Raw genomic sequence first — 23,147 nt, forward strand, 5'->3', positions numbered from 1 at the left:
GAACACAAATATAGCATTATTTATTTGAATGTTCCGTCTCCCAGTCACTAAATTCAAAACTCAGCTGTTCCCAGACTCCTTTCTCCTCCCCCTCTTCACGGGGGTTGGAAACGGAAAGCCCAATCAAACGGATAGGATGATGTTCATAATCCACTTCCTGCAGCAATTGCTTTGCCAAAGGCAGAATCACGTCAAGGGCAACCAGCTCCTTTGTTTGGGTCATACTGCGGGTAATCTGGCTAAAATCATGAAACTTGATTTTCAGCGTCAGCGTATTCCCGCGGAAATTGGTGTGCTCCAGTCGCCCCACCAGCTCCACTGCCGCATGGTACAGCTCTATAATGACGGATGAACGCTTGCTGATGTCCTTCTCCAACGTATGTTCGCAACCCACAGACTTGCGGATGCGGACAGCCTCTACCGGACGGATATCGATGCCACGGGCAAAATCATAATAAATTGTTCCCACTTTGCCAAATTCGCGGGTCAGCATCTCCAAAGACTGCATACGCAGCTGTTCCCCGTTGTGAATCCCCAAAGTGTGCATCTTCTTCGCCGTTACCGGTCCCACTCCCCAGAAACTTTCAATGGGCAGCCGGGCAACAAAGTCCAGTGCCTGGGCAGGATGTATGGTGCAAAGCCCGTCCGGCTTGCGGTAGTCCGAGGCTATCTTGGCAAGAAACTTATTATAGGATATGCCGGCAGAAGCCACCAGATTCAACCTCTCCCGCACCTTCCGCTTTATCTCCTTCGCGATGTCTACAGCCAATGGAATGCCCGGTTTATTCTCCGTCACATCCAGAAAAGCCTCGTCCAGCGAAATGGGCTCGATGACATCCGTATATTCATGAAAGATTTCGTGTATCTGGCGGGAAACGGATTTGTAGACTTCCATCCGTCCCGGGATAAAGATAAGTTGGGGGCACAGCCGCTTTGCCTTCAGTGACGACATGGCAGAACGCACCCCGAAACGCCGTGCCTCGTAACTGGCTGCCGCCACCACTCCCCGTTCCTCCGCATGGCCCACGGCAATGGGCTTGCCCCGCAATGCAGGATTATCACGCTGCTCTACGGAGGCGTAGAATGCGTCCATATCGATGTGTATAATTTTTCGTCCGGTCATTCTTCTTTCAACTCCCCGATACAAAGATACACTAATTTTTCTTCATCCGAAGTATCCGCCGATAGACATAAATGAAGGCTGGTATTAAAAAGGCATCTGCAAAAATCCATGCAGTAGGGTCACCAAAACACACGGCCAGATAGCCGAAAGCCGGAACAGCCAGCAGGCTGACCAGTATCCGGGCAATCATCTCCAAGACACCGGAAAGCATGGCAAGATTGGTATATCCCACCCCCTGGATAGTGTATCGCAGGATGCAGAGCAGTCTCCAAACCGGGAAAAAAGAAACGGAAATGTATAGGAACAACTCCGTATTCTTCCATTTCTCTGGATGTTGCCATAAATCTAATACCTCCGAAATTGGGTGTAAAAATAGGGAAAGATAGCGTTTAACTCGCGAATTACCTCTATCAGCTACCGGAAATCTTCGGGATGAACATCTCCGATATTGCCGATACGGAAAGTGTCGGCTTGCGAAATCTTTCCCGGACATTCCGGAAATTTTCACTTTGCAACCAAGTTGCATCTCCTTTCCGCTACCTTTGCTGCAGAAAATAGAAAATAAGAGGAAACAATATGAGTTGCAAATGCTGCTGCACACACGGACATACAGCGATACAAGAAAAAAGAAACAGTCTGCTGAAAGATTATTGGAGAATCATCCTCTCCACCCTATTACTTTTCGGAAGTCTCATCCTGAATGCTACTGACGCCACCTTCTTCAAGGGAGAGTATGTACCTTTTATATGGTACTTGCTTGCCTATCTCCCCGTAGGCCTCCCGGTGATGAGGGAAGCCTGGGAAAGCATCCTGCAAAAGAACGTGTTCAGCGAATTCACCCTTATGTCCATCGCCACCCTCGGCGCCTTCTATATAGGCGAATATCCCGAAGGCGTTGCCGTCATGCTCTTCTACTCCTTGGGAGAGCTCTTTCAGGACAAAGCCGTAGACAAAGCCAAGCGTAACATCAGCGCCCTGCTCGACGTACGTCCCGAAACGGCAACGGTCATCAGAAACGGCAGTACGCTTGTCGAAGCTCCCCAACGTGTGCAGGTAGGCGAAACCATCGAAGTAAAAGCCGGAGAGCGCGTCCCCCTGGACGGAACGATGCTGGACGAAGTTGCCGCCTTCAACACCTCTGCACTGACGGGAGAAAGTGTTCCCCGCAACATCCGCCAGGGCGGGGAAGTGCTTGCCGGAATGATTGCGACCGACAAAGTCGTACGCATCCAAGTCACCAAACCCTTCGAGAAAAGTGCTCTTTCCCGTATATTGGAACTGGTGCAGAATGCCTCCGAGCGCAAAGCGCCGGCAGAACTTTTCATCCGTAAGTTTGCCCGTATCTATACGCCCGCCGTCACCGGACTGGCGGCATTGATTGTACTGCTCCCCTTCCTCTATTCGCTGGCAGATGCACAATTCTCGTTCATCTTCAATGACTGGCTATACAGGGCATTGGTCTTTCTGGTTATCTCCTGCCCGTGCGCCCTCGTCGTAAGCATTCCGTTAGGCTACTTCGGAGGAATCGGCGCCGCCTCCCGCCTGGGTGTCCTCTTCAAAGGTGGCAACTACCTCGATGCCATCACCCAAGTCAACACGGTGGTATTCGACAAGACGGGTACGCTGACCAAAGGCACCTTCGATGTACAATCCTGCCAGGCACAACCGGGAGTTACGGAAGAGAAGTTGATACAGCTTGCCGCCTCGGCAGAGCGAAACAGTACGCACCCCATAGCCAAAGCCATCATAAGCTATGCCAAACAAAGAGATATAGAGCTGATTACCACAACGGACGTTACGGAGATTGCCGGCCACGGACTGCAAGCCACTATGGATGGAACGCGTGTCCTGGTGGGGAACACCCGCCTGCTGACTAAGTTCGGGATAGAATATCCCGATGAATTGTCATCAATTGTCGATACGATTGTGGCCTGCGCCATCGGAACAAAATATGCCGGTTATCTGTTGCTATCAGACACATTAAAGGAAGATGCCGTCAACGCCGTCAAAGAATTAAAAGCTTTAAATATCAATAATATTCAGATATTATCGGGAGACAAACAAGCCATTGTTACTAACTTTGCAGAAAAGCTAGGCATCACCCAGGCATACGGAGACCTGCTGCCGGACGGAAAGGTGAAGCACATCGAGGCACTCCGCAGCAACCCTGCCAACCGAATAGCCTTTGTGGGCGACGGCATCAATGATGCCCCGGTTCTTGCCCTTAGCCATGTGGGCATCGCCATGGGCGGACTTGGCAGCGATGCCGCCATCGAAACCGCCGATGTAGTGATACAGACAGACCAGCCTTCGAGAGTGGCCACCGCCATTCATGCGGGCAGGCAAACCCGCCGGATTGTCTGGCAGAACATCTCGCTGGCTTTCGGAGTGAAGCTGCTTGTCCTCATCCTCGGTGCCGGTGGAATCGCCACACTTTGGGAAGCTGTCTTTGCCGACGTAGGCGTCGCCCTCATTGCGATAGTGAACGCCATACGCATACAGAAACTTATTAAATAGAAAAAATGGAAGAAAAGAAATATTTGGACCTATTGGCCAAAAGGGACATACAGCCCACTGCCATCCGCATCCTGGTATTGCGCACCATGATGCAGGCAGGCCGTTCCGTCTCATTGCTCGACCTTGAAACCATGCTGGATACGGTGGACAAATCCACCATCTTCCGTACCCTTACCCTATTCCTCTCCCATCATCTGATACACAGTATAGATGACGGGACGGGTTCCTTCAAGTATGCCGTGTGCAGCGACAGTTGCTCTTGCGACGTAAGCGACCTGCACACCCATTTCCATTGCGAGAAATGCAACAAAACCTTCTGCTTCACCAACATTCCCACTCCGGTGGTGAAGCTGCCTCAAGGATTTACACTGAACAGCATCAACTATGTACTGAAAGGCATTTGTCCGGACTGTGCAGCAGAAGTCAACCGGGAGGCTTAGTTAAAAAATAAAAATCCATGCAGTCATTCATGTTCTTCTCTATCCTTAAGAAATAACATTGAGACAAACACATGGATACAAAAGCTCTTGTCACTTTATGCCAGAAGGGAAACGGGCAGGCCTTGAGCCTGCTCTACGAAAACTATTCAGAGAAAATGCTGAAAGTATGCCTACGCTATATTCCCGACCCAACGATAGCCCAAGATCTTCTTCACGACGGTTTTGTCATCATATTCACTTCCATTCATTCGCTGCGCAACCCGGAGAAACTGGAATACTGGATGAAAAAGATTATGAGAAACCTGGCACTGCAATACCTCAACCATGCCAATGCCAACCCCACCATCCCATTGACAGATATTCCGGAAGAGGAAGAGCCTGCTGAAAATCCTTTTTGTCCGGATTTCATTTCGTACGATAAGATGCTGGATATAGTGGAGAGCCTTCCGGAGGGCTACTGCAAGGTATTTAAACTGGCAGTACTGGAAGGATTGTCCCACAAAGAAATCGGAGATTTACTGGGTATAGCGCCACACTCCTCTTCCTCCCAATTGTTCCGGGCGAAAATTTTACTTAAAAAGATGCTGGCAGGATACCGTGTATTCATTGTTTTGACAGTATTGCTTCTCTTTCCAACGCTGTATGACTATCTGTACAGAGAGAAAAAGAGTATCAGGGAAAACCGTTTGTCCAAAGTTTCTTCCAGGCAAGCCGGGAGTACGCAACAAACAAAGAAAACCGATACTCCCCGAACCGACGAACAATGCTATACCAAAGAAAATCTGAACAAAAGGGAACGAATCATCCCTCCCGTTCCAGTTTCCACAGAATGGCCCCTTGCCATACCCACAATGAAAGATAGTATCCACAAATATCCCATACCTTCTCCATTCACCGGACAGACCATCACCAACCGACAGATGGCTTTCGTCTTCTCCCCTTCCCTGATGCCGCCAACCCGCAAGAAGAAATCCGGAAAATGGAAGTTGATGCTGGCAGGTTCACTCGGACCGCAACTGGCACAGAACTTATATAAGCTGATTGCCACTCCACATACCGACGGCATTTCAAGTGACTTCCCTCAACAAGTCAGCACGTGGGAAGAGTATTATTCTTATCTGCACACCCGCTATCAGCAGGGTACTCTGGGAAAAGATTCCATCGGACTCATGCAGATTGCCCAGAATAACAGCGGCAGGATTGTTGAGAACCAGCAACATCATGCCCCCATCGTTGTGGGACTCTCTCTCAGCAAGAAATTGAATGAGCGTTGGAGTCTGGAAACCGGATTGCAATATACGCTTCTCAGGTCGGAGTTCACTACCGGCGAAGCATTCCGCATTCAAGACAACCAGAAGTTGCATTATATCGGCATTCCTCTCCGGCTTTCCTACTGTTTCTGGCATTACAAACGTTTCTCCAGTTATGCCACGGCAGGCATGCAGGTGGATATCCCCATAAAAGGGACACTCCAAAGCTTCCATGTCACAGACAGTATTCCACACAAGCTCGACAGCCAGCCGGTAAGTGCTCCCTGGCAGTGGTCGGTCAACACAAGTATAGGCATACAATATCGCCTCACACCCCAGGCAGGCATCTATCTGGAGCCGACTGTAAACTATTATATCCCCGACGGCAGCCAACTGCGCACCATCCGAAAGGAACACCCGTTCATATTCACCCTCCCGGTAGGCCTCCGCATTTCCTGGTAAAAAAACGATGCGCCACGCAGTCTTTTACCCGACTGATTATCTATTTATATGGATAATCAAACTCAAGAAGGAACAAAGAACATGCAGAAACGACATACCGACCGGGAAAGCTACTTTGATGAACAGTCACAGACCAGCAAGAACTATTATATCCCCTACATAAAGGAAGTCATCGGACACATCCCCGATAAAGTGCTGGAAGTGGGCTGTGGAGAGGGAGGCAATCTGCTCCCCTTTGCCGAAGCCGGTTGCCGGGTGATGGGCGTAGACATTGATGCCACGCGAATAGAACAAGCCAGAACCTTCTTCGCCCAAAGGCATCAGCAGGGACAGTTCATTGCCACCGACATTTTCCAGCTCAAGGACAAGGCTACGAATTTTCCCCTGATTCTTCTACACGATGTGATAGAGCATATCAGAGACAAAGAACGGTTCTTCTCCGGCCTACAAGAACATTTGTCTGCCGACGGAGCTGTATTTGTAGGGTTTCCCGCCTGGCAAATGCCATTCGGAGGCCACCAGCAGATAGCACACAGCCACATTGTTTCACATTTCCCTTTTCTCCACCTCCTTCCCCGCACTTTATACAGATGGATATTAAGACTATGCGGTGAGCAGGAACGCGTAATCATGGAGCTACTGGATATAAAGAGCACCGGATGCACCATCGAACTGTTCAATCGCATCGCCCGGCAAGCCAACTATCAAATCATTGACCGGAGACTGTACCTTATAAACCCACATTATAAAATCAAATTCGGCTTGTCCCCACGAAGGCTCAACGGAGTTATTGCTGCTATCCCGTACATAAGAAACTTCTTTTGTACAAGTTGCTTTTACATATTAAAGAAAGGGACTAAAACTGTTAATCACTACTGATTTCCCAGCTTTAGAATTGATTCCGAACCATCAATTTAAGATTATATATTCAGAAGAAACCATTAAATTTCTGAATAGCCCTGATGAAAGAGGGTGTGTAGAAACCCTCATAAACTAAAAAATCACCCTCGCTGCAGATGGTTGTAGCGAAGGTGATTTCAATAAAAGGGGAACTTGCACTTCCTCCCTTTTAATGTTTTTACATCGTTACTTGGTTCATTACAGCCTCGTCAGGTGTCGTTCCTATTTCATCGGCAAATAATATGTGGGTGATAGACCCTCTCGGGGTCGGAGTTTCGATTTTAATTCTTTGACCTTGGTACATCTCCGGAATATCCACCAGCTTACATCTATGGGCTTCGTTATTGCCAAAACTGACATAATAATCTTCCCCTATTACCAGCTTTACAGGTTTACGTTGAGAGAAATGAGTCGGACAAACAGAGCTATCCACTTTTATATCTATCACAAAACCAAGAGCGGATGTTACCTTAGATAGTATATCAATGCTCACATTATAAGCCCCTTTCTCTATCTTGGCTATATTAACACGATTAACACCACAAAGATTAGCCAATTCCTCTTGGGTCATATTTCTCTTCTTGCGAAGAATGGCTAACCGACTACCAATCCGTTCACGTTCTTTCAAAATCTTCTCTGTACATTTTCCTTCGTGAATTTTCATAAATCTGTTGCAGAATTTAAAGTGTTGCCCCCACTTCTAATAGTTATTGATTTTTGAACAGACAAAAGTAGATATTAATTTTGAATTGTAGCACATTTACTACAACTATTTTCTAAATGAATATAAAAGGTAGGGGGAGTAGAAGAAAAGAAAAGCCCCTGAATTACTGGAATTCAAGGACTTACAAACTTCTTTTTACTATTTCCGTGGAGCTGGAGGGTGTCTCTCGAACCTTTTTATAAAATTTCACAGGATATCAAATATCATGTAATCAGTTATTTATCTCTTTCTTTCATTAATCTAAATATCTCTTAATATCATTGTATATCTCATTTTTCGGGTGTATTTTTGGGTGTCATTTTCAAACACACCCAATTATGAATATTAAAAGAAATATCATTTTCGCACCGGAAAGCCGCAAAAAAGACGGTATTCCAGTCACAAAGAATGTGCCAATCCGTATGCGTGTTATCTTTGCCAGTCAGCGTATCGAATTTACTACGGGATATAGAATCGATGTAGAAAAATGGGACACAGACAAGCAACGGGTTAGAAACGGTTGTACCAACAAGCTAAAGCAAAGTGCATCCGAAATCAACGCCGAACTATTACGGCAATACACCGAAATACAGAATGTGTTCAAAGAATTCGAGGTGCAAGATGTAATACCCACCCCTGCACAAATTAAGGAAGCGTTCAACCTAAAGACAAAAGGGGAAAAGAAAGAAAACCATGAGGAAAAGCAAAAGGTTGAATTAGACTTCATGAAAGTTTTCAATGAATTTGTAGCAGAATGTAGCAAACAAAATGACTGGTCTTCCTCAACCCTCAAAAAGTTTGCAACAGTCAAAAAACACATTTATACATTTGACCCTAATACTACGTTTGACAGTTGGACGGAAAAACATTTCAATGACTATATAGAATTCTTGCGTACAGAAAAAAACATGCGCAACACTTCCATTGCCAAACAAATCAAATTCGTAAAATGGTTCTTACGTTGGAGTAATCGAAAAGGGTATCACCAAAACATGGCTTATGATAAATTCGCGCCTAAAATGAAGAGTGCACCCAAAAAAGTGATATTTCTCACCCAAAATGAAATAAATAAACTAAGAACCTGCCCAATACCACCAACAAAGAAATACCTTGAAAGAGTAAGGGATGTATTGCTATTTTGCTGTTTCACCGGATTACGTCACTCCGATGTGTATAATTTGAAACGTAGTGATGTTAAAAACGGTCATATCGAAGTTATTACCATAAAGACGGCAGACAGTCTTATTATTGAATTAAATGACCACAGCAAGGCAATACTCGAAAAGTACAAAGGTGTGCCGTTCCCTAATGACAGGGCATTGCCAGTTGTAAGCAATCAAAGGATGAACGAATTTTTAAAAGAACTGGGACAACTGGCAGAAATAGATGAACCAATACGAGAAACATATTATAGAGGAAATGAACGAATAGACGAAGTTACACCTAAATACGCATTATTAAGTACTCACACCGGAAGACGAACATTTATCTGTAATGCTTTGGCACTTGGCATTCCAGTACAAGTAGTAATGAAATGGACGGGACACAGCGATTACAAAGCGATGAAGCCCTATATTGATATAGCGGATGAAATCAAAATCAACGCTATGACTAAATTTAATCTGATATAACTATGGACGAAAGAATAACATCAATGATACCCCACTACGGGAAACTCAACAAGATATATACCGAAATAATGTCCGGCGGCAGTTTCTCTTTTGAGAAGCAGCAATTCATTTCCGGCTTTTACGGAGAGTACGGGGACACGCAGACATTTGAAACCGCACTCATCAGCCTCATGCTTGAAATGGACGCCGCACACTTCTCCATATTGCTGAACAGCCTGAAACGTGAGATTGAAAGCAACATCTCGACTTACAACGCCTGCAGGGAGTTTTTCGACCGTCTCGATACCGAATACGTCTGCCGACGGCATGAAAGCCGTTTTGACTGGGACATCGACAGACAGATGAAAGTCACAAACGGATATTACCGGGAACTCATGGAAGCCAACGGCTCTTTGGAAGCGGTAGGCTTCAGGGAGCATGACCGTCAGGAAGAGGAACTGCTGGAAAGAAGGTACGAACGGTGCAAGCGGGAATACGACAAGGAAAAAGCCAAACTGGATGAACTGTACAAACAGAAGGAGCAGGCAAGGCGGGAAGCCCTGCAATGCCTGAAAAACCGTTGCGGGGACATTTGCAGACTGGGCGGCTCACTATTGGCAATCCTTGAAAAATACCTGACCGACCAAAAGAAAAAGGAGGGAGAGGAAAAGGAAGCCGCCACCACACCGACAAGCCAACCCGCCTACTTCCCCATGAAACTTTTGTCAGCCGTTTACGAAAGATGCAACGGTGAGCAGTTCGAAGCCGTTTCAGAACTGGACTTCTACGCCAGCATGAACCTGCAACCATGCGAAGGCAGACTGAAAATAAGACCGAGGGAGAAAGCCCGTGTATGCTATCTCATTTTCCTTATGGGTGAAACGCTGCCCAAGCCGGACAGAGAAAAATGGAAAGGGGACATCATGAACCTGCTGGGAATAGACGATGCATACTACAAGTCAAAATACAAAGAGCCCGTTTCCGATTTCCCCAGTGACAGCAATCAGGTATTTGCAAAGGAAATGCGGTCAATATTCCGATAGTCGGTGATATGTCCCGACACTCCACGACACGACCACTTTTACCACTCAAAATAATTTCCGCCACCCTTTATTATCTTCTGATATTTAGTGAGATAGCGTGAAACCACAATCACGCTATCCACATCCTTACCACCCGTACCCGGAACTAACTTTGCACTGTTCGAACGAGGTAAAAAGCCCATGCGCAGGGCTTGCAGTACAAACGTTAATTCATTCTGATATGGAAATTAGAGACCTTTTATCAAAGCCCGTATGGCAGATGACGGGCGAAGAGTTCATATTCCTGAACCGCCATGCCTTGCAAGGAAGCGAAACGAAGCCAGCCCAGCCAGCAGCCGACAAGGACAAGAAATACGTGTACGGGATAGGCGGCATAGCCCGGCTGTTCGGGTGCAGCATACCCACAGCAAACCGCATCAAGAAAAGCGGGAGGATAGACAGAGCCATTACGCAGATAGGACGAAAAATCATCGTCGATGCGGACATGGCGCTTGAACTGGCAGGACACAAAAGCGGGGGACGCAGATAGGGAGGTGCGATATGGACAACAAGGAAAGAAACATCACGCCCGAAGAGGCGGTAATCCTATGGCAAGCCTCACGGCTCGACCTTTCGGAAGACTACGAGAAGGCACCCGAAATTCTGAAAGTGCGAGGCTCCGTCATCGGTACGCTGGGGAATTTCAGCGCGTCAATCGGAAAAGCCAAGAGCAAGAAGACGTTCAACGTCTCCGCAATCGTGGCGGCTGCGCTGAAAAACGGGACGGTACTAAGCTACACGGCTGAACTGCCCGAAAACAAGCGGAAAATACTCTATGTGGACACCGAGCAAAGCACCTACCACTGCGCAAAGGTGGCAAAACGGATATTGCGCATGGCGGGACTGCCCGCAGACAGAAACCATGAAGACCTTGAATTCCTCGTCCTAAGGAAGTACACGCCCGAAGAGCGCATAGCAATCGTGAGGGAGGCAATCTACCGCACCGAGAATATCGGGCTGGTAGTCATTGACGGAATACGGGACATGGTGCATGACATCAACAACCCCGGTGAGTCCACAACGGTAATCTCCTATCTGATGACATGGACGGGGGAAAGGGACATCCACATCCATACTGTCCTGCACCAGAACAAGGGGGACGAGAATGCAAGGGGTCACATAGGAACCGAGCTAAGCAACAAGGCGGAAACGGTGCTGCAAGTGGAGAAGGACGAGAATAACCCCGACATAAGCAAGGTCAAAGCCGCACACATCAGGGCGGTGGACTTCGAGCCGTTCGCATTCCGTATCAATGGGGAGGCACTGCCCGAACTACTGGACGGCTACCGGTTCAAGGAGAAGGAGCCGGGCAAAGGGAGGAGGGGAAAATTCGACCCCAACAAGGACATCAGCGAGCAGCAGCACCGCATCGCACTGGAAGCCGCATTCACCCTGAAAGACGAATACGGCTACAAGGAACTTGCGGGAGTATTGAGGGATGCCTACGCCTCTGTGGGCGTCATACTTGGCGGAAACAGGGTGACAGACCTCATTACCCTATTGAAGAACAAACGGATGATAGTGCAGGAGAACGGCAGGAAATACACCTTCAAGCCCGATTTCCACTATTAGCGGTATGGTATGGGAACCACTTTACTTTAGTCACGTACCATATATATACGGAAATAAAGTAAAGTGGATATAGCCCGTAACATATAGAGAGGTACGGGCGAAAACAAAAAAAGATGTTCACACCGCCTGACAAGAAAAACAGCACGGGCATGACAGCCCGGAACCGCTTTACTTTAGTCAGGGTGCATATATATAGCGAAATAAAGTAAAGCGGATGCAGCCCGCAGCATGCAGAAGGTACGGGCGAAAACAAAAAACAATATCCACTTAAACAGAAACCCACATGAATACGAATGAAGCGAAGCGGATACGCATAGAGGAATATCTGCACAGTCTTGGCTACAGCCCGGTAAGACGGCAGGGCAATAGCCTATGGTACAAGTCACCTTTCAGGGACGAGTGCGAACCGTCCTTCAAGGTGAACACCGAGCGCAACCTATGGTACGATTTTGGCGCGAGCAAGGGCGGCAACATCATCGCACTGGCGCAGGAGCTCTACGCATCCGACAGCCTGCCCTACCTCTTGGAAAAGATAGCGGAGCAGGCACCAAACGTGCGCCCGGTCTCCTTCTCTTTTGGCGGGCAACCTTTCTCCAAACCGAGCTTCCGACAGTTGGAGGCGGTGCCGCTTTCTTCCCCCGCCCTATTCTCCTATCTGCGGCAGAGGGGGATAAATACGGAACTGGCAAAAAGAGAATGTTGCGAGGTGCGCTATCAAACTGACGGCAAGCCTTACTTTGCCGTCGGTTTTCCCAACCGTTCGGGAGGCTACGAGATACGCAACAAGTTCTTCAAGGGCTGCATAGCACCGAAGGACATCACCCACATACGGCAGGAACAGACGAAGGAGACCTGCTACCTCTTCGAGGGCTTCATGGACTACCTCTCCTTCCTCACCCTGCGGCTGGAAAGGTGTCCCGGACGCCCCGAACTTGACGGGCAGGACTACATTGTGCTGAACTCGACTGCCAGCCTCTCCAAAGCAATCCACCCACTGGGCGATTACGAACACATCCATTGTTTCCTTGACAACGACAAGGCGGGAATGGAAGCCGTTCAGGAACTGCGGGAGGAATACGGGATGCGCATACGGGACGCATCGCACATATACGGAGGCTACAACGACCTGAACGACTTCCTTTGTGGTAAACGGTCAGGACAAGCGGAACGGTGGCAGGAGAAGCCGGAACCGGAGAAAAGGCAACGGCAGGCAAGGCAACCGGAGAGGAAAGGCAAAGGCATCGGGATGTAACCGCACATGCCAACGGAAGGCTTTAAAAAAGCCATAGCTCATTAGGGCTTTTTCTTCACGCAATGCACGCATCGCTAAAAAAGCCCCAATGAGCAAAAGGGACGCCGCCCCTTTTGAAACCCCGTGAGCCATGCGGCATGGAAGCAAGGCAGGGGAAGTATTAACCGAAAAATGTATTACAGTTATGGGATATGCAGTTTTGCATTTGGAAAAGGCAAAAGGTGCGGACGGCGCAATGTCCACGCACATAGAGCGCACCGTACACCCGAAGAATGCGGACAGAACGCGAACGCACCTGAACCGGGAACTGGTACAGTTCCCCGAAGGGGTAAGGAACCGTACGCAGGCGATAGCGCACCGGATAGAGACGGCAGGCATCAAACGCAAGATAGGTACCAACCAGGTAAGGGCAATCCGGGTGCTGCTCACCGGAAGCAACGAGGACATGAAGCGTATGGAAGAGGACGGGAGGCTTGACGGCTGGTGCAGCGACAACCTGAAATGGCTCCGGGAAACATACGGCGAGCGGAACCTCGTGTCGGCAGTCCTGCACATGGACGAGAAGACGCCGCACATACACGCCACCATTGTACCGATAGTGACCGGGGAGCGCAGGAAAGCCAGACAAGACAAACAGAACGGGAAGAAGAAGTACAGAAAGAAGAACACGCAGGATGTGCGGCTGTGCGCCGATGACGTCATGGCAAGGCACAAGCTGAAACACTATCAGGACACCTACGCACAAGCCATGAGCAAGTACGGCTTGCAGAGAGGCGTGGACGGTTCGCTGGCAAAGCACATACCGACCTCGCAATATTACAAGGAACTGGTGGAACGGCAGGACAGCCTGCAGGAGAACATCGAAAACCTGCTGGGGCTGGAAGAGGAAGCGCAGAAGAAGCTGAAAAAGGTCAAGGGGGAAATCAACGTGCAGAAGATGAAGGGTGCGGCGGTGAACGCAACCACAGCCATAGCGGACGGGGTGAGTTCTCTTTTGGGCGGCAGCAAGGTCAAGAGGCTGGAAGCGGAGAACGAAAATTTGAGGCAGGACATTGTGGCTCTGCAAAAGCAGGTACAAGCCGAACAGAGGGAGCAGACAAAAATGGAGAACCGCCACAACAGCGAGATAAACAAGATAGACCGGAGCTACCAGCAAAAAATCAGGGAATACGACAACAGACTGGAACAGATAGACACCTATTTCCCTATCGTGAAGGAACTGTTGCCCATAGCCGAACAATGCCGGGAAGTGGGGTTTACCGAGGAACTGACAAGGCGGGTTGTCAGCCTGCAACCCGTGGAGTTCAAGGGAAGGCTCTATTCGAAGGAACACAAGGAGAAGTTCAGGACGGAGCACTCGACGGCAACCGTGGAGAGGAACCCGCAGGAGAAAGGGAAATTCCGGCTGTGCATTGACGGCATGCCCATACTCGAATGGTTCAAAATGAAGTTTCAGGAACTCAAAGAAAAGCTGGGTGTAAGCCACACCCCAAAAGAAGAGAACAAACCGAAAAGAGGGTTGAGATTGTAAAACGTAATAAAAAATAGGGGCTTTGGTTTCATTTATTTAGCTGTTTTTTGTATTTTTGTATTGGATTGAGTATGCTCTTTCCAAGACATATTAGAATTTTTAGAAGCGTTATGCTTATCTTGTAGATGAAAACGTAGGAAATTTTCAAAGAGTACAAGGATAGCATAGTGGTTCTCACGCTATAGCGTGGGCTGCTATATCCATATCTGTACTCAAGGTATTTTCCTACGACCTTCATCTAAGACGTGGCATGCAGACCCACGCTTCTTTTTGTATAACTCTGCTTAGTGGGGTCTCAGGCGGCTATATATGAAACCAACAACATGATTTCACAAGATGAATTTTCTTTATTTGACCCTCAAAAAATGAGAGCTTCAGTCTTACCTGACAAGCCCGGTAACTATATCATAGTATTACGTAGTACGTCCTCATTGCCCATAAAAGTACAAATTTCCACCACTCCTATACTAACCTCTTTTGATTACAAAAAAGAGAAATACAATGTCGTGTATGTAGGCAAAAGCAGTAAAAGTCTGCGTATTCGTGACTACAAACAACATTTCACTGGCACTGCCGGAAATTCCACAATTCGCAAATCATTAGGATGTTTATTGGGATTCAAACTGATTCCAAGAGACATAAACTCTCCCCAAAACGGAAAAACTACATTTGGTGAATTTGACGAGCGTACACTGACCGAATGGATGAAAGACAACCTGCTACTTTTTTATTATGCAAATAATGATTATGCAAATGTTGAAAAAGAATTGATTCGCATATATAATCCCCCGCTTAACTTGCAAGGAAATTTCAATAAAACTAATCTTGATTTCCGCAAGGAGCTTTCTGCGCTTCGTTCATGCACTTCGGCGAAACAAGCCCCAATACCAAATAACCAATTAAAACTAAATACCTATCCACAACAATTGCAATGCAGCAATTGTGGTATAAATCTAACAATTGATGAAGGGTTAAAAAATAAGAAGTACATTAAATGCCTTTCTTGTGGTTGTATTATTCAAAATCCCATCTACATACAAAATAAAAAAAATAAAGAACGCCGACAATGGATAGCGGTATTGATTTTTCTTGTTGTGGTTATAATTTTCAATATTTCAAGTAGAGAATACAGCACTTCTTCAAAGGGTAACAATAGAATCGAAAACTACGGGAGCAACAAAGGACCATCTCAAACAAAAGCTATGGCAGGAGTAAGGGTCTATCTTAAACGGCATTATCTTAAAGACCCTGATAGTTATGAAGGAATAAGTTGGGAAGCCTTTGGTATATATAATAAAGACAATAATACTTATTTTGCTCTTCATAAATATAGGGCTAAAAACAGTTATGGCGGTTACGTGGTGGAAGAGAAACTTTTTGTATTGGATTCTGACGGGAATGTTATAAAAGTTGTAGATGACATGAATGAAGTCATTAATGGTTATTGATATAAACAATGAACAAACAATGAAGTTATGAAGGAGCAAAATGCTGAAAGACTTTCTGAATATGAGAAAGCCCAAATAGAGTTTGCAAAAGGTAAAGCGGAGTTTCTACAAGGATGTGGCGGTTGCCTGATGATCCCAATCATCATTATCATTCTACTTTGTATAGTAATTTTAATAGGTCTAATCGCTTCTCCTTTTATGGATTAATCAAAAAATTTAATTCTAACTTAAATAATATGGCATTATGAAAAAAATTATTACTTCTATTTTCATTTTGATGTTTTATCTTGGTTGTTCACCACCACAGAAGGATGTACTGTTTGCAAACGCTTCCGATGAACAAATCATAGAATGGGGTAAACAATACGTAGTCCATTCCATTGAGGATAGTTTAAAAGAAGGAGAAAGTTACAAAATAATGGAATGGATTTTGGCAGAAAAAAAGACAAGTATTCCCGTTGAGGTATGGCAAATGGATAATACATATAAAAAAGATTCAATATCAGGATGCGTCAAGCTATTAGATACACGAGGTATTTTCGATGAACTCGCATTTATAGGAAATGGTGATAGCGCATTTGTAGCCTTCGCTGTTGCATATACAATAGATGAAAAGAATGGGAATAGTTCATTCTTAGAAAAAGTTTTTACCCTCGATAAAAGTGGTAAAGTGTTGGATTGTAGCGATTACCTCAGCCCTTCTCAAAAGAGAAAACAAATAGAAGAAAATTTTAACAGAGCTTTGGAACAGATGGGTCCTATTCTGATTCAGACGGTAAAGGAAGGTGCAGCTATGGCTGGTAAAGATACAAGCAATGTAACAAGTATAACGATTAATGGAAAGACATATTCCGAATAATTTATAATATTACGTATTATGAAGACAAATGAACGTATTTTAAGAATCAACAGTGTGTTGCGAGATTATTTTGCGAAACATCCTCAAAGCGGAATGATCCTTGCAAAAGAGTTTATGCCTCTTTTTATAAAGAATGGCATTTTCAATAAAGATAATAGAGAGGGGTTACCCATTCGAAAAGTTCTGCGAGATTTGGATACTGAAAATTCATTGGACAAAATTCCCTATGTTCATACTGAAAGGAAACCTAAAACAATCAATTGGTATTTTCGTCCTTTGCTTTTATCGCTTGTAATATTTATGGGTATGCTTTCGAGTTGTTCTTTTAAGTCAAATACCGATTTCCCAAAAGTGACCCATGTAGCTTTCCAAAAAGAAAAACATGGGAAATGGGGTATGGTTGGAGTTGATGGAAACATCTTGTTTGAAAATAAATTTGACAAAAGACCGTCTTATGCAGTAAATGGAGTGTTTAGAATTCGGGATTATGATACAAATCAATATCTTTACTATTCCGCAACTCCAACTCCCCAATTAATAGGAACTCCCAAAGGTTATAAGCAAGGAGGCATATGTAGCGAAGGAATAATTCCTGTTGTTTCTGCGGATGAACGTATTCACTATCTAACAGAAACGGGAGAAACTGCATTTTATTTGCTTCCGTATCAGGGAAAGGAATTCTTATGTGTATCTCCATTCTTTACGGAGCAACGTGCTTGGTTTCGGTTAGAAAATCGTAAATGCGGATATATAGATCCACAAGGCAATGTTGTGATAGAACCTATTTATGATAACGCTTTCCCTTTCCATGAAGGAAAAGCTATTGTATATAACAAAGAAGCTGACAAATGGTTAGTTATCGACCCCAATGGAAAAGAATTATTTGAAGCCAGTTCCAATGGATACCAACAATATTCATACACCTTTTTTGAAAACGGATATTGTTTAATAGAAAACTTCTTACTCAATGAAAAAGGCGAAAAAGCACAGAGATTCCCCTCTAATATTTATAGTATTTCACCTTTCATTGACAATGTTGCTTTATTTCAAGACAGTAAAACTGGATTATGGGGACAGCTTAACATACAAGGAGAAAGTATCGGAGAGCCTAAATATTCGCGAGCTTTAGGTATTGTAGGTGATTGGATATATGTTGCTGATACAATTGCTAATTTAAAAGATGACTGGGATAATCAATATATGAATGTATATGCAATAAATTCTAAAGGTGAAATTAAAAATAAAATAGAAAACGTTTCATGTTTTTACCCATTATCCCAATATATCATAATGGCAGAAAATGAGAAATATTACTTTGCTGACAAAAAAGGGAATCCAATAGACAACAACTCTTATTACAAAATTTCAGTTCCCCCATTTACAAATGCCCCCAGTTACTCATCCTTTTGGTCTTCTTTAATAGCACCTCACTCCTTGTCTGATTATGATGCTTGGGGAGTTGCAACCAATTATATAGATGAAAAGAAAACATTGGCATCAATATTCGATAAATTAACATCCGACGGCATTGACAGCTTAAAAATTGGTCAAACCATTCCAAAAATTATGGATTTATACAATATAAAACAAATGCCAACAAGTGGAATGATTGACTTGCATAATAGAGATTGGGGCATAAATCAGGTTTTTGCAACGTATTCCGTTGGCATTCTTCATGAATGTGAGTGTGTAATTGTGATTAAAGTAAAGATTGATGCGAGTGCTTCTCCGATAGGTGATAATCCAAAGAAATTGTTTGATGCTATACCACAATATCTTACAGAAACTTTGGGATTAAAAAGGGAAGATGAAACCCTTTATCGATCTGAAGATGCTTGTTATGATATTGTTTATTATGAAGGAGAGGATTCATTCTTTTTAATGTCTAAAGCGATAACAGAGAAATAGTTAAGAAACATTCATATAAATCGAACACTTAAAAATATTCCCGTACAGAACATCAAATTCTGTACGGGAATACTTTTATACATAAAAAATAATTATCTAAGTATTGTGGACCTGGGGAGAATCGAACTCCCGTCCAAACGAGGAAACCATATGCTTTCTACATGCTTATCTTTGCCTAAAATTTTCGAACATAAGCAAGACCAAAGCCACCAACTTATGCCTTATCCTCTAAAATTTCGTAAGAGTTACGAGGAAAAACTCAAACTATTCCCGATTTTACTGTGCCACTTTATCAAACGCTTCGGAACAAGAGCTTTTGAGTGACATCTCGTTTCTACCACTTTGGCGGAAATAAAGCTAATCTACTATACTTCGATTAAGCAGCGAGAGCATAATTTTCGTTGCCAGATAAAATTTTGATAACTGATATTTAAGTGGAAATTACCGACCCACTGCATGCTTACATACCATTCCAACTCGCTGTCAATTCCAGTCAAGCCCTAATGATGTTTCAAAGATAGGAAATCGCCTTGATAAGAACAAACAAAATGATAAAAATTAAAATAGAATATCACAAATCATCACAATAGTTAATTTATTTAAGAAAGGCAGATAGCTTTTGATATAAAGAATGATAATCAGACTATCATTTTTATTTCAGGGTGCATTTTGGGGTGTAAACAATATAAACACCTGATTATCAATATTATTTGTGGAGCTGGAGGGAATCGAACCCTCGTCCAAACGAGGAAATCATAAGCTTTCTACATGCTTATCTTTGCCTAAATTTTCGTGCAGCGGCAGAACCAAAGCCATCAACCGTTGCCTTATCCTCTAAATTTTCACCCGCGCCACGAGGCTGACACGAACTATCCCCGATTTGACTGCACCACTTTATCGGAATGCTTCGGAGCAACAGCTTCCGAGTGATGTCACGTCCCAGCACCTGGTGCCGGGATTAAGCTTCAATCTACTATACTTCGATTAAGCAGCGAGAGCGTAACGAGTTTCGCCAGATAAAATTTTGAGGACTGAGATTAAAGTGCAAATCAACGACGCACTGCATGCTTACTTACCATTTCTGCCCGCTGTCAAATCCAGTCAACCCCATGACTTTGTAACGGTCTGAAATTTAAAAGATTGCGTAACTCATTGCTAAGTAGGGAGGGTGAAAAAGGGATAAATGCTACTTTATTTTTCATCCTCTACCGCTTTCTTTGGCCCAAAGATACATATTCTTTTATTAGCAATCACCATATATTTACAAATATTAGCTAATACTGACTTTTCGTGATAAAAACAATAATCTTCCATACATAGAATATGTGCACCCCATTGTCATCAATGTTCAAACAGCTACCAAAGCCAGTATCCGTTGACAGAATTACCCCCTGCAAGAGGGAATATCTATCTTCTGTAATGGATATTTGTACAAAAGAGATGGGAAGTTAACGGAAAAAGTCTCTGAAGTTAACTGAAAAACCGGAAAGAATTAAGGAAGCAATCTATCCCAAACTTTGGTTTTTCCATACCCAACCTTGGGATGTCTAAACCAAGGTTTGGTTTAGACATCCCAAGGTTGAAAAGAAAGTTCTTCCGTACAAGCAACAATTCCGCCAACAGATTCCTATTATATAAATACACCCTCGTTTAACAGATGTAGCCGTAATACTTGTATACACCGCGATTGCATCTACTTTTCAGGTTATTATAGTGTTCTTTCTTTTTAAAAGTGAATGATATGTTTCGTCTAATAATGATTTGAATTCCCCGGTAGCGTCTTGGAGTATATTTTTAGTAAGAGGAAGACCCTTCGGACAATAAAAGCCGATACTTCGGACTATTTTATCCCTTTATTTCACACATTAGCCGTATTTTTGTCAACAAAAGAAACAATAATAACCAAGAGATTTTTAGAACATATCATGAAGAACCTTATTGCCCTAACCCTGCTGCTTGGAGGAAGCACACTGCTCTGCGCACAAAAGCCTGCCAAAACACCGGCAACCTACAAGCCGGTGAAAAGTGAAATGTACCGCAAAGGTTGGATAGACTTCAACAAAAACGGAGTGAAAGACGTGTACGAAGACCCCTCCGCCCCGCTCGAAGCACGCATCGAAAACCTGCTGCAACAGATGACGCTGGACGAAAAGACCTGCCAAATGGTCACCCTCTACGGCTACAAACGCGTACTGAAAGACGACCTCCCCACCCCCGAATGGAAAGAGCTGCTCTGGAAAGACGGCATCGGCGCCATCGACGAACACCTGAACGGCTTCCAGCAATGGGGGCTGCCTCCCTCGGACAATGCCTACGTCTGGCCCGCCTCGCGCCACGCCTGGGCACTAAACGAGGTGCAACGGTTCTTTGTGGAAGATACCCGTCTCGGCATCCCCGTAGACTTTACCAACGAAGGCATACGCGGCGTGGAAAGCTACCGCGCCACCAACTTCCCCACCCAACTGGGACTGGGACATACCTGGAACCGTGAACTGATTCGCCAAGTAGGACTCATCACCGGACGCGAAGCCCGCATGCTGGGCTACACCAACGTCTACGCCCCCATCCTCGACGTAGGACGCGACCAGCGCTGGGGACGCTACGAAGAAGTTTACGGCGAATCTCCCTACCTCGTAGCCGAACTGGGCATCGAAATGGTGCGCGGCTTGCAGCACAACCACCAAGTGGCCGCCACCGGCAAGCACTTTGCCGCTTACAGTAACAACAAAGGCGCCCGCGAAGGCATGGCACGCGTGGACCCGCAAATGTCGCCGCGCGAAGTGGAAAACATACACATCTACCCCTTCAAACGCGTCATCCGGGAAGCTGGCATGCTGGGCGTAATGAGTTCGTACAACGATTACGACGGCATCCCCGTGCAGGGCAGCTACTACTGGCTCACCACCCGCCTGCGTGGCGAAATGGGATTCCGTGGCTACGTCGTATCCGACAGTGACGCCGTAGAATACCTCTACACCAAGCACGGCACCGCCAAAGACATGAAAGAAGCCGTCCGCCAAAGCGTGGAAGCCGGACTGAACGTACGCTGCACCTTCCGCTCGCCCGACTCCTTCGTCCTTCCCCTCCGCGAACTGGTGAAGGAAGGCGGACTGAGCGAAGAAGTCATCAACGACCGCGTGCGCGACATCCTTCGGGTAAAGTTCCTCATCGGTCTGTTCGATGCCCCCTATCAGACAGACCTTGCCGATGCCGACCGTGAAGTGGAAAAAGAAGAGAACGAAGCCATTGCCTTGCAGGCATCCCGCGAGTCCATCGTTCTGCTGAAGAATGCCGGTGAACTATTGCCCTTAGACATCAACTCCACCAAGAAGATTGCCGTCTGTGGTCCCAATGCCAATGAAGAAGGCTACGCGCTGACCCATTACGGCCCACTTGCCGTAGAAGTGACCACTGTGCTGGAAGGCATTCAAGAAAAGACAAAAGGCAAGGCAGAGGTGCTCTACACCAAAGGCTGCGACCTGGTGGACGCCCACTGGCCCGAAAGTGAAATCATAGACTATCCGCTGACCGACGACGAACAAGCCGAGATAGACAAAGCCGTAGAAAATGCCCGTCAAGCTGATGTTGCCATCGTAGTATTGGGCGGCGGACAACGCACCTGCGGCGAAAACAAATCGCGCACCAGCCTCGACCTGCCCGGTCGGCAGTTGCAACTGCTTCAAGCCATACAAGCCACGGGCAAGCCCGTCGTACTGATACTCATCAACGGACGCCCGCTCTCCATCAACTGGGCAGACAAGTTCGTCCCCGCTATCCTCGAAGCCTGGTATCCCGGCTCCAAAGGCGGAACAGCCCTGGCCGACATCCTCTTCGGCGACTACAACCCCGGTGGAAAGCTGACGGTGACCTTCCCCAAGACCGTAGGGCAAATCCCCTTCAACTTCCCCTGCAAACCTTCTTCACAGATAGACGGCGGTAAGAATCCGGGACCTACGGGCAACATGTCACGCATCAACGGAGCACTCTACCCCTTCGGTTACGGCTTGAGCTACACCACCTTCGAGTACTCCGACCTCGACATCACCCCCCGAATCATCACCCCGAACGAGTCTGCCACCGTCCGCCTGAAGGTGACCAACACCGGCAAACGTGCCGGAGATGAAGTAGTGCAGCTCTATATCCGCGACGTACTGAGCAGCATCACCACCTACGAAAAGAATCTTGCAGGCTTCCAGCGCATCCACCTCGAACCGGGCGAAGCCCAGGAGCTGTCCTTCACCATCGACCGCAAGCACCTGGAGCTTCTGGACGCTGACATGAAATGGGTGGTGGAACCCGGCGACTTCGTGCTCATGGCCGGCGCCTCTTCCGAAGACATCCGCCTGAACGGAACGCTGACCGTAGAAGACTACCAGACCCGTGCCAAAGCCATTGAAGCCCAAAAACCAGCAAAGCGTGTGAGTACCAGCACCAACCCAGAGGATGCCGAAAACGTGCTCGACGAAAAAATCAATACCGCATGGCAAGGA

The 23,147-nt window shown here is 46.0% G+C and carries 17 protein-coding genes, 2 other RNA genes and 2 pseudogenes; 15 read left to right on the plus strand and 6 right to left on the minus strand.

The window, feature by feature from the left end; translation table 11 throughout:
* Positions 1-16: 16 nt before the first annotated feature.
* The 3 genes and pseudogenes from dinB to ABUA47_RS05780 all read right to left on the minus strand — a co-directional run.
* The gene (dinB, locus tag ABUA47_RS05770) at positions 17-1,123 is read right to left on the minus strand and encodes a DNA polymerase IV (protein ID WP_035448989.1); all 1,107 of its coding nucleotides are present in this window, start codon (positions 1,121-1,123) and stop codon (positions 17-19) included.
* Between the two features lie 31 nt (positions 1,124-1,154).
* Positions 1,155-1,442, minus strand: a pseudogene (locus tag ABUA47_RS05775) (2-aminoethylphosphonate--pyruvate aminotransferase); the annotation flags it as partial.
* Positions 1,443-1,537: 95 nt separating this feature from the next.
* Positions 1,538-1,612: pseudogene (locus tag ABUA47_RS05780) on the minus strand (2-aminoethylphosphonate:pyruvate aminotransferase); the annotation flags it as partial.
* 87 nt (positions 1,613-1,699) lie between these two features.
* Between ABUA47_RS05780 and ABUA47_RS05785 the strand changes: the two are divergent.
* The 4 genes from ABUA47_RS05785 (at position 1,700) to ABUA47_RS05800 (ending at position 6,671) form a co-directional block, all read left to right on the plus strand.
* Complete coding sequence (locus ABUA47_RS05785; protein ID WP_349824508.1) at positions 1,700-3,640, plus strand: heavy metal translocating P-type ATPase; 1,941 nt, start codon at positions 1,700-1,702, stop codon at positions 3,638-3,640.
* Positions 3,641-3,645: 5 nt separating this feature from the next.
* Complete coding sequence (locus tag ABUA47_RS05790) at positions 3,646-4,080, plus strand: Fur family transcriptional regulator (protein WP_005831909.1); 435 nt, start codon at positions 3,646-3,648, stop codon at positions 4,078-4,080.
* 71 nt (positions 4,081-4,151) lie between these two features.
* Positions 4,152-5,792, plus strand: a complete 1,641-nt coding sequence (locus tag ABUA47_RS05795) for a sigma-70 family RNA polymerase sigma factor (protein ID WP_008665279.1) — start codon at positions 4,152-4,154, stop codon at positions 5,790-5,792.
* A gap of 81 nt (positions 5,793-5,873) precedes the next feature.
* Positions 5,874-6,671, plus strand: coding sequence for a class I SAM-dependent methyltransferase (locus ABUA47_RS05800; protein WP_005832840.1), 798 nt, complete (start codon positions 5,874-5,876; stop codon positions 6,669-6,671).
* Between the two features lie 199 nt (positions 6,672-6,870).
* Here the strand turns inward: ABUA47_RS05800 and ABUA47_RS05805 are convergent, their stop codons facing one another.
* The gene (locus ABUA47_RS05805) at positions 6,871-7,356 is read right to left on the minus strand and encodes a helix-turn-helix domain-containing protein (RefSeq protein WP_008665278.1); all 486 of its coding nucleotides are present in this window, start codon (positions 7,354-7,356) and stop codon (positions 6,871-6,873) included.
* A gap of 377 nt (positions 7,357-7,733) precedes the next feature.
* Between ABUA47_RS05805 and ABUA47_RS05810 the strand changes: the two genes are divergently transcribed.
* The 10 genes from ABUA47_RS05810 to ABUA47_RS05855 all read left to right on the plus strand — a co-directional run bounded on the left by ABUA47_RS05810 (position 7,734) and on the right by ABUA47_RS05855 (position 18,657).
* Complete coding sequence (locus ABUA47_RS05810) at positions 7,734-9,026, plus strand: site-specific integrase (protein WP_349824509.1); 1,293 nt, start codon at positions 7,734-7,736, stop codon at positions 9,024-9,026.
* Between the two features lie 2 nt (positions 9,027-9,028).
* Positions 9,029-10,048 carry a hypothetical protein gene (locus tag ABUA47_RS05815; RefSeq protein WP_005795802.1) on the plus strand — a complete coding sequence of 340 codons (1,020 nt, stop codon included), beginning with the start codon at positions 9,029-9,031 and terminating at the stop codon, positions 10,046-10,048.
* Between the two features lie 220 nt (positions 10,049-10,268).
* Positions 10,269-10,577 carry a DUF3853 family protein gene (locus tag ABUA47_RS05820; protein ID WP_005795803.1) on the plus strand — a complete coding sequence of 103 codons (309 nt, stop codon included), beginning with the start codon at positions 10,269-10,271 and terminating at the stop codon, positions 10,575-10,577.
* A gap of 11 nt (positions 10,578-10,588) precedes the next feature.
* Entirely contained in the window at positions 10,589-11,659 is a 1,071-nt protein-coding gene (locus ABUA47_RS05825; RefSeq protein WP_008782524.1) for an AAA family ATPase, read from the plus strand.
* Positions 11,660-11,942: 283 nt separating this feature from the next.
* On the plus strand, positions 11,943-12,911 hold the full coding sequence (locus ABUA47_RS05830; protein ID WP_008665273.1) for a toprim domain-containing protein: 969 nt from the start codon (positions 11,943-11,945) through the stop codon (positions 12,909-12,911).
* A 184-nt stretch (positions 12,912-13,095) separates the two neighbouring features.
* Positions 13,096-14,442, plus strand: a complete 1,347-nt coding sequence (mobV, locus tag ABUA47_RS05835) for a MobV family relaxase (RefSeq protein WP_032951930.1) — start codon at positions 13,096-13,098, stop codon at positions 14,440-14,442.
* A gap of 323 nt (positions 14,443-14,765) precedes the next feature.
* Positions 14,766-15,890 (plus strand): GIY-YIG nuclease family protein, encoded by a 1,125-nt coding sequence (locus tag ABUA47_RS05840; RefSeq protein WP_005795808.1) that lies wholly within the window; start codon positions 14,766-14,768, stop codon positions 15,888-15,890.
* 27 nt (positions 15,891-15,917) lie between these two features.
* On the plus strand, positions 15,918-16,097 hold the full coding sequence (locus ABUA47_RS05845; RefSeq protein ID WP_005680237.1) for a hypothetical protein: 180 nt from the start codon (positions 15,918-15,920) through the stop codon (positions 16,095-16,097).
* Positions 16,098-16,134: 37 nt separating this feature from the next.
* Positions 16,135-16,749, plus strand: a complete 615-nt coding sequence (locus tag ABUA47_RS05850) for a hypothetical protein (protein WP_008665267.1) — start codon at positions 16,135-16,137, stop codon at positions 16,747-16,749.
* An 18-nt stretch (positions 16,750-16,767) separates the two neighbouring features.
* Positions 16,768-18,657, plus strand: coding sequence for a WG repeat-containing protein (locus ABUA47_RS05855; RefSeq protein WP_005795811.1), 1,890 nt, complete (start codon positions 16,768-16,770; stop codon positions 18,655-18,657).
* Between the two features lie 103 nt (positions 18,658-18,760).
* Here ABUA47_RS05855 and ssrA (ABUA47_RS05860) read toward each other — a convergent pair.
* Positions 18,761-19,158: a transfer-messenger RNA gene (gene ssrA / locus ABUA47_RS05860) on the minus strand.
* A gap of 209 nt (positions 19,159-19,367) precedes the next feature.
* Positions 19,368-19,766: a transfer-messenger RNA gene (gene ssrA, locus ABUA47_RS05865) on the minus strand.
* A gap of 816 nt (positions 19,767-20,582) precedes the next feature.
* Here ssrA (ABUA47_RS05865) and ABUA47_RS05870 point away from each other — a divergent pair.
* A partial coding sequence (locus ABUA47_RS05870; RefSeq protein WP_349831457.1) for a glycoside hydrolase family 3 N-terminal domain-containing protein occupies positions 20,583-23,147 on the plus strand: 2,565 nt, incomplete at its 3' end.

It is taken from the genome of Bacteroides sp. RTP31139st1_H2_RTP31139_211217, from assembly GCF_040227615.1.
GTDB lineage: Bacteria > Bacteroidota > Bacteroidia > Bacteroidales > Bacteroidaceae > Bacteroides > Bacteroides uniformis.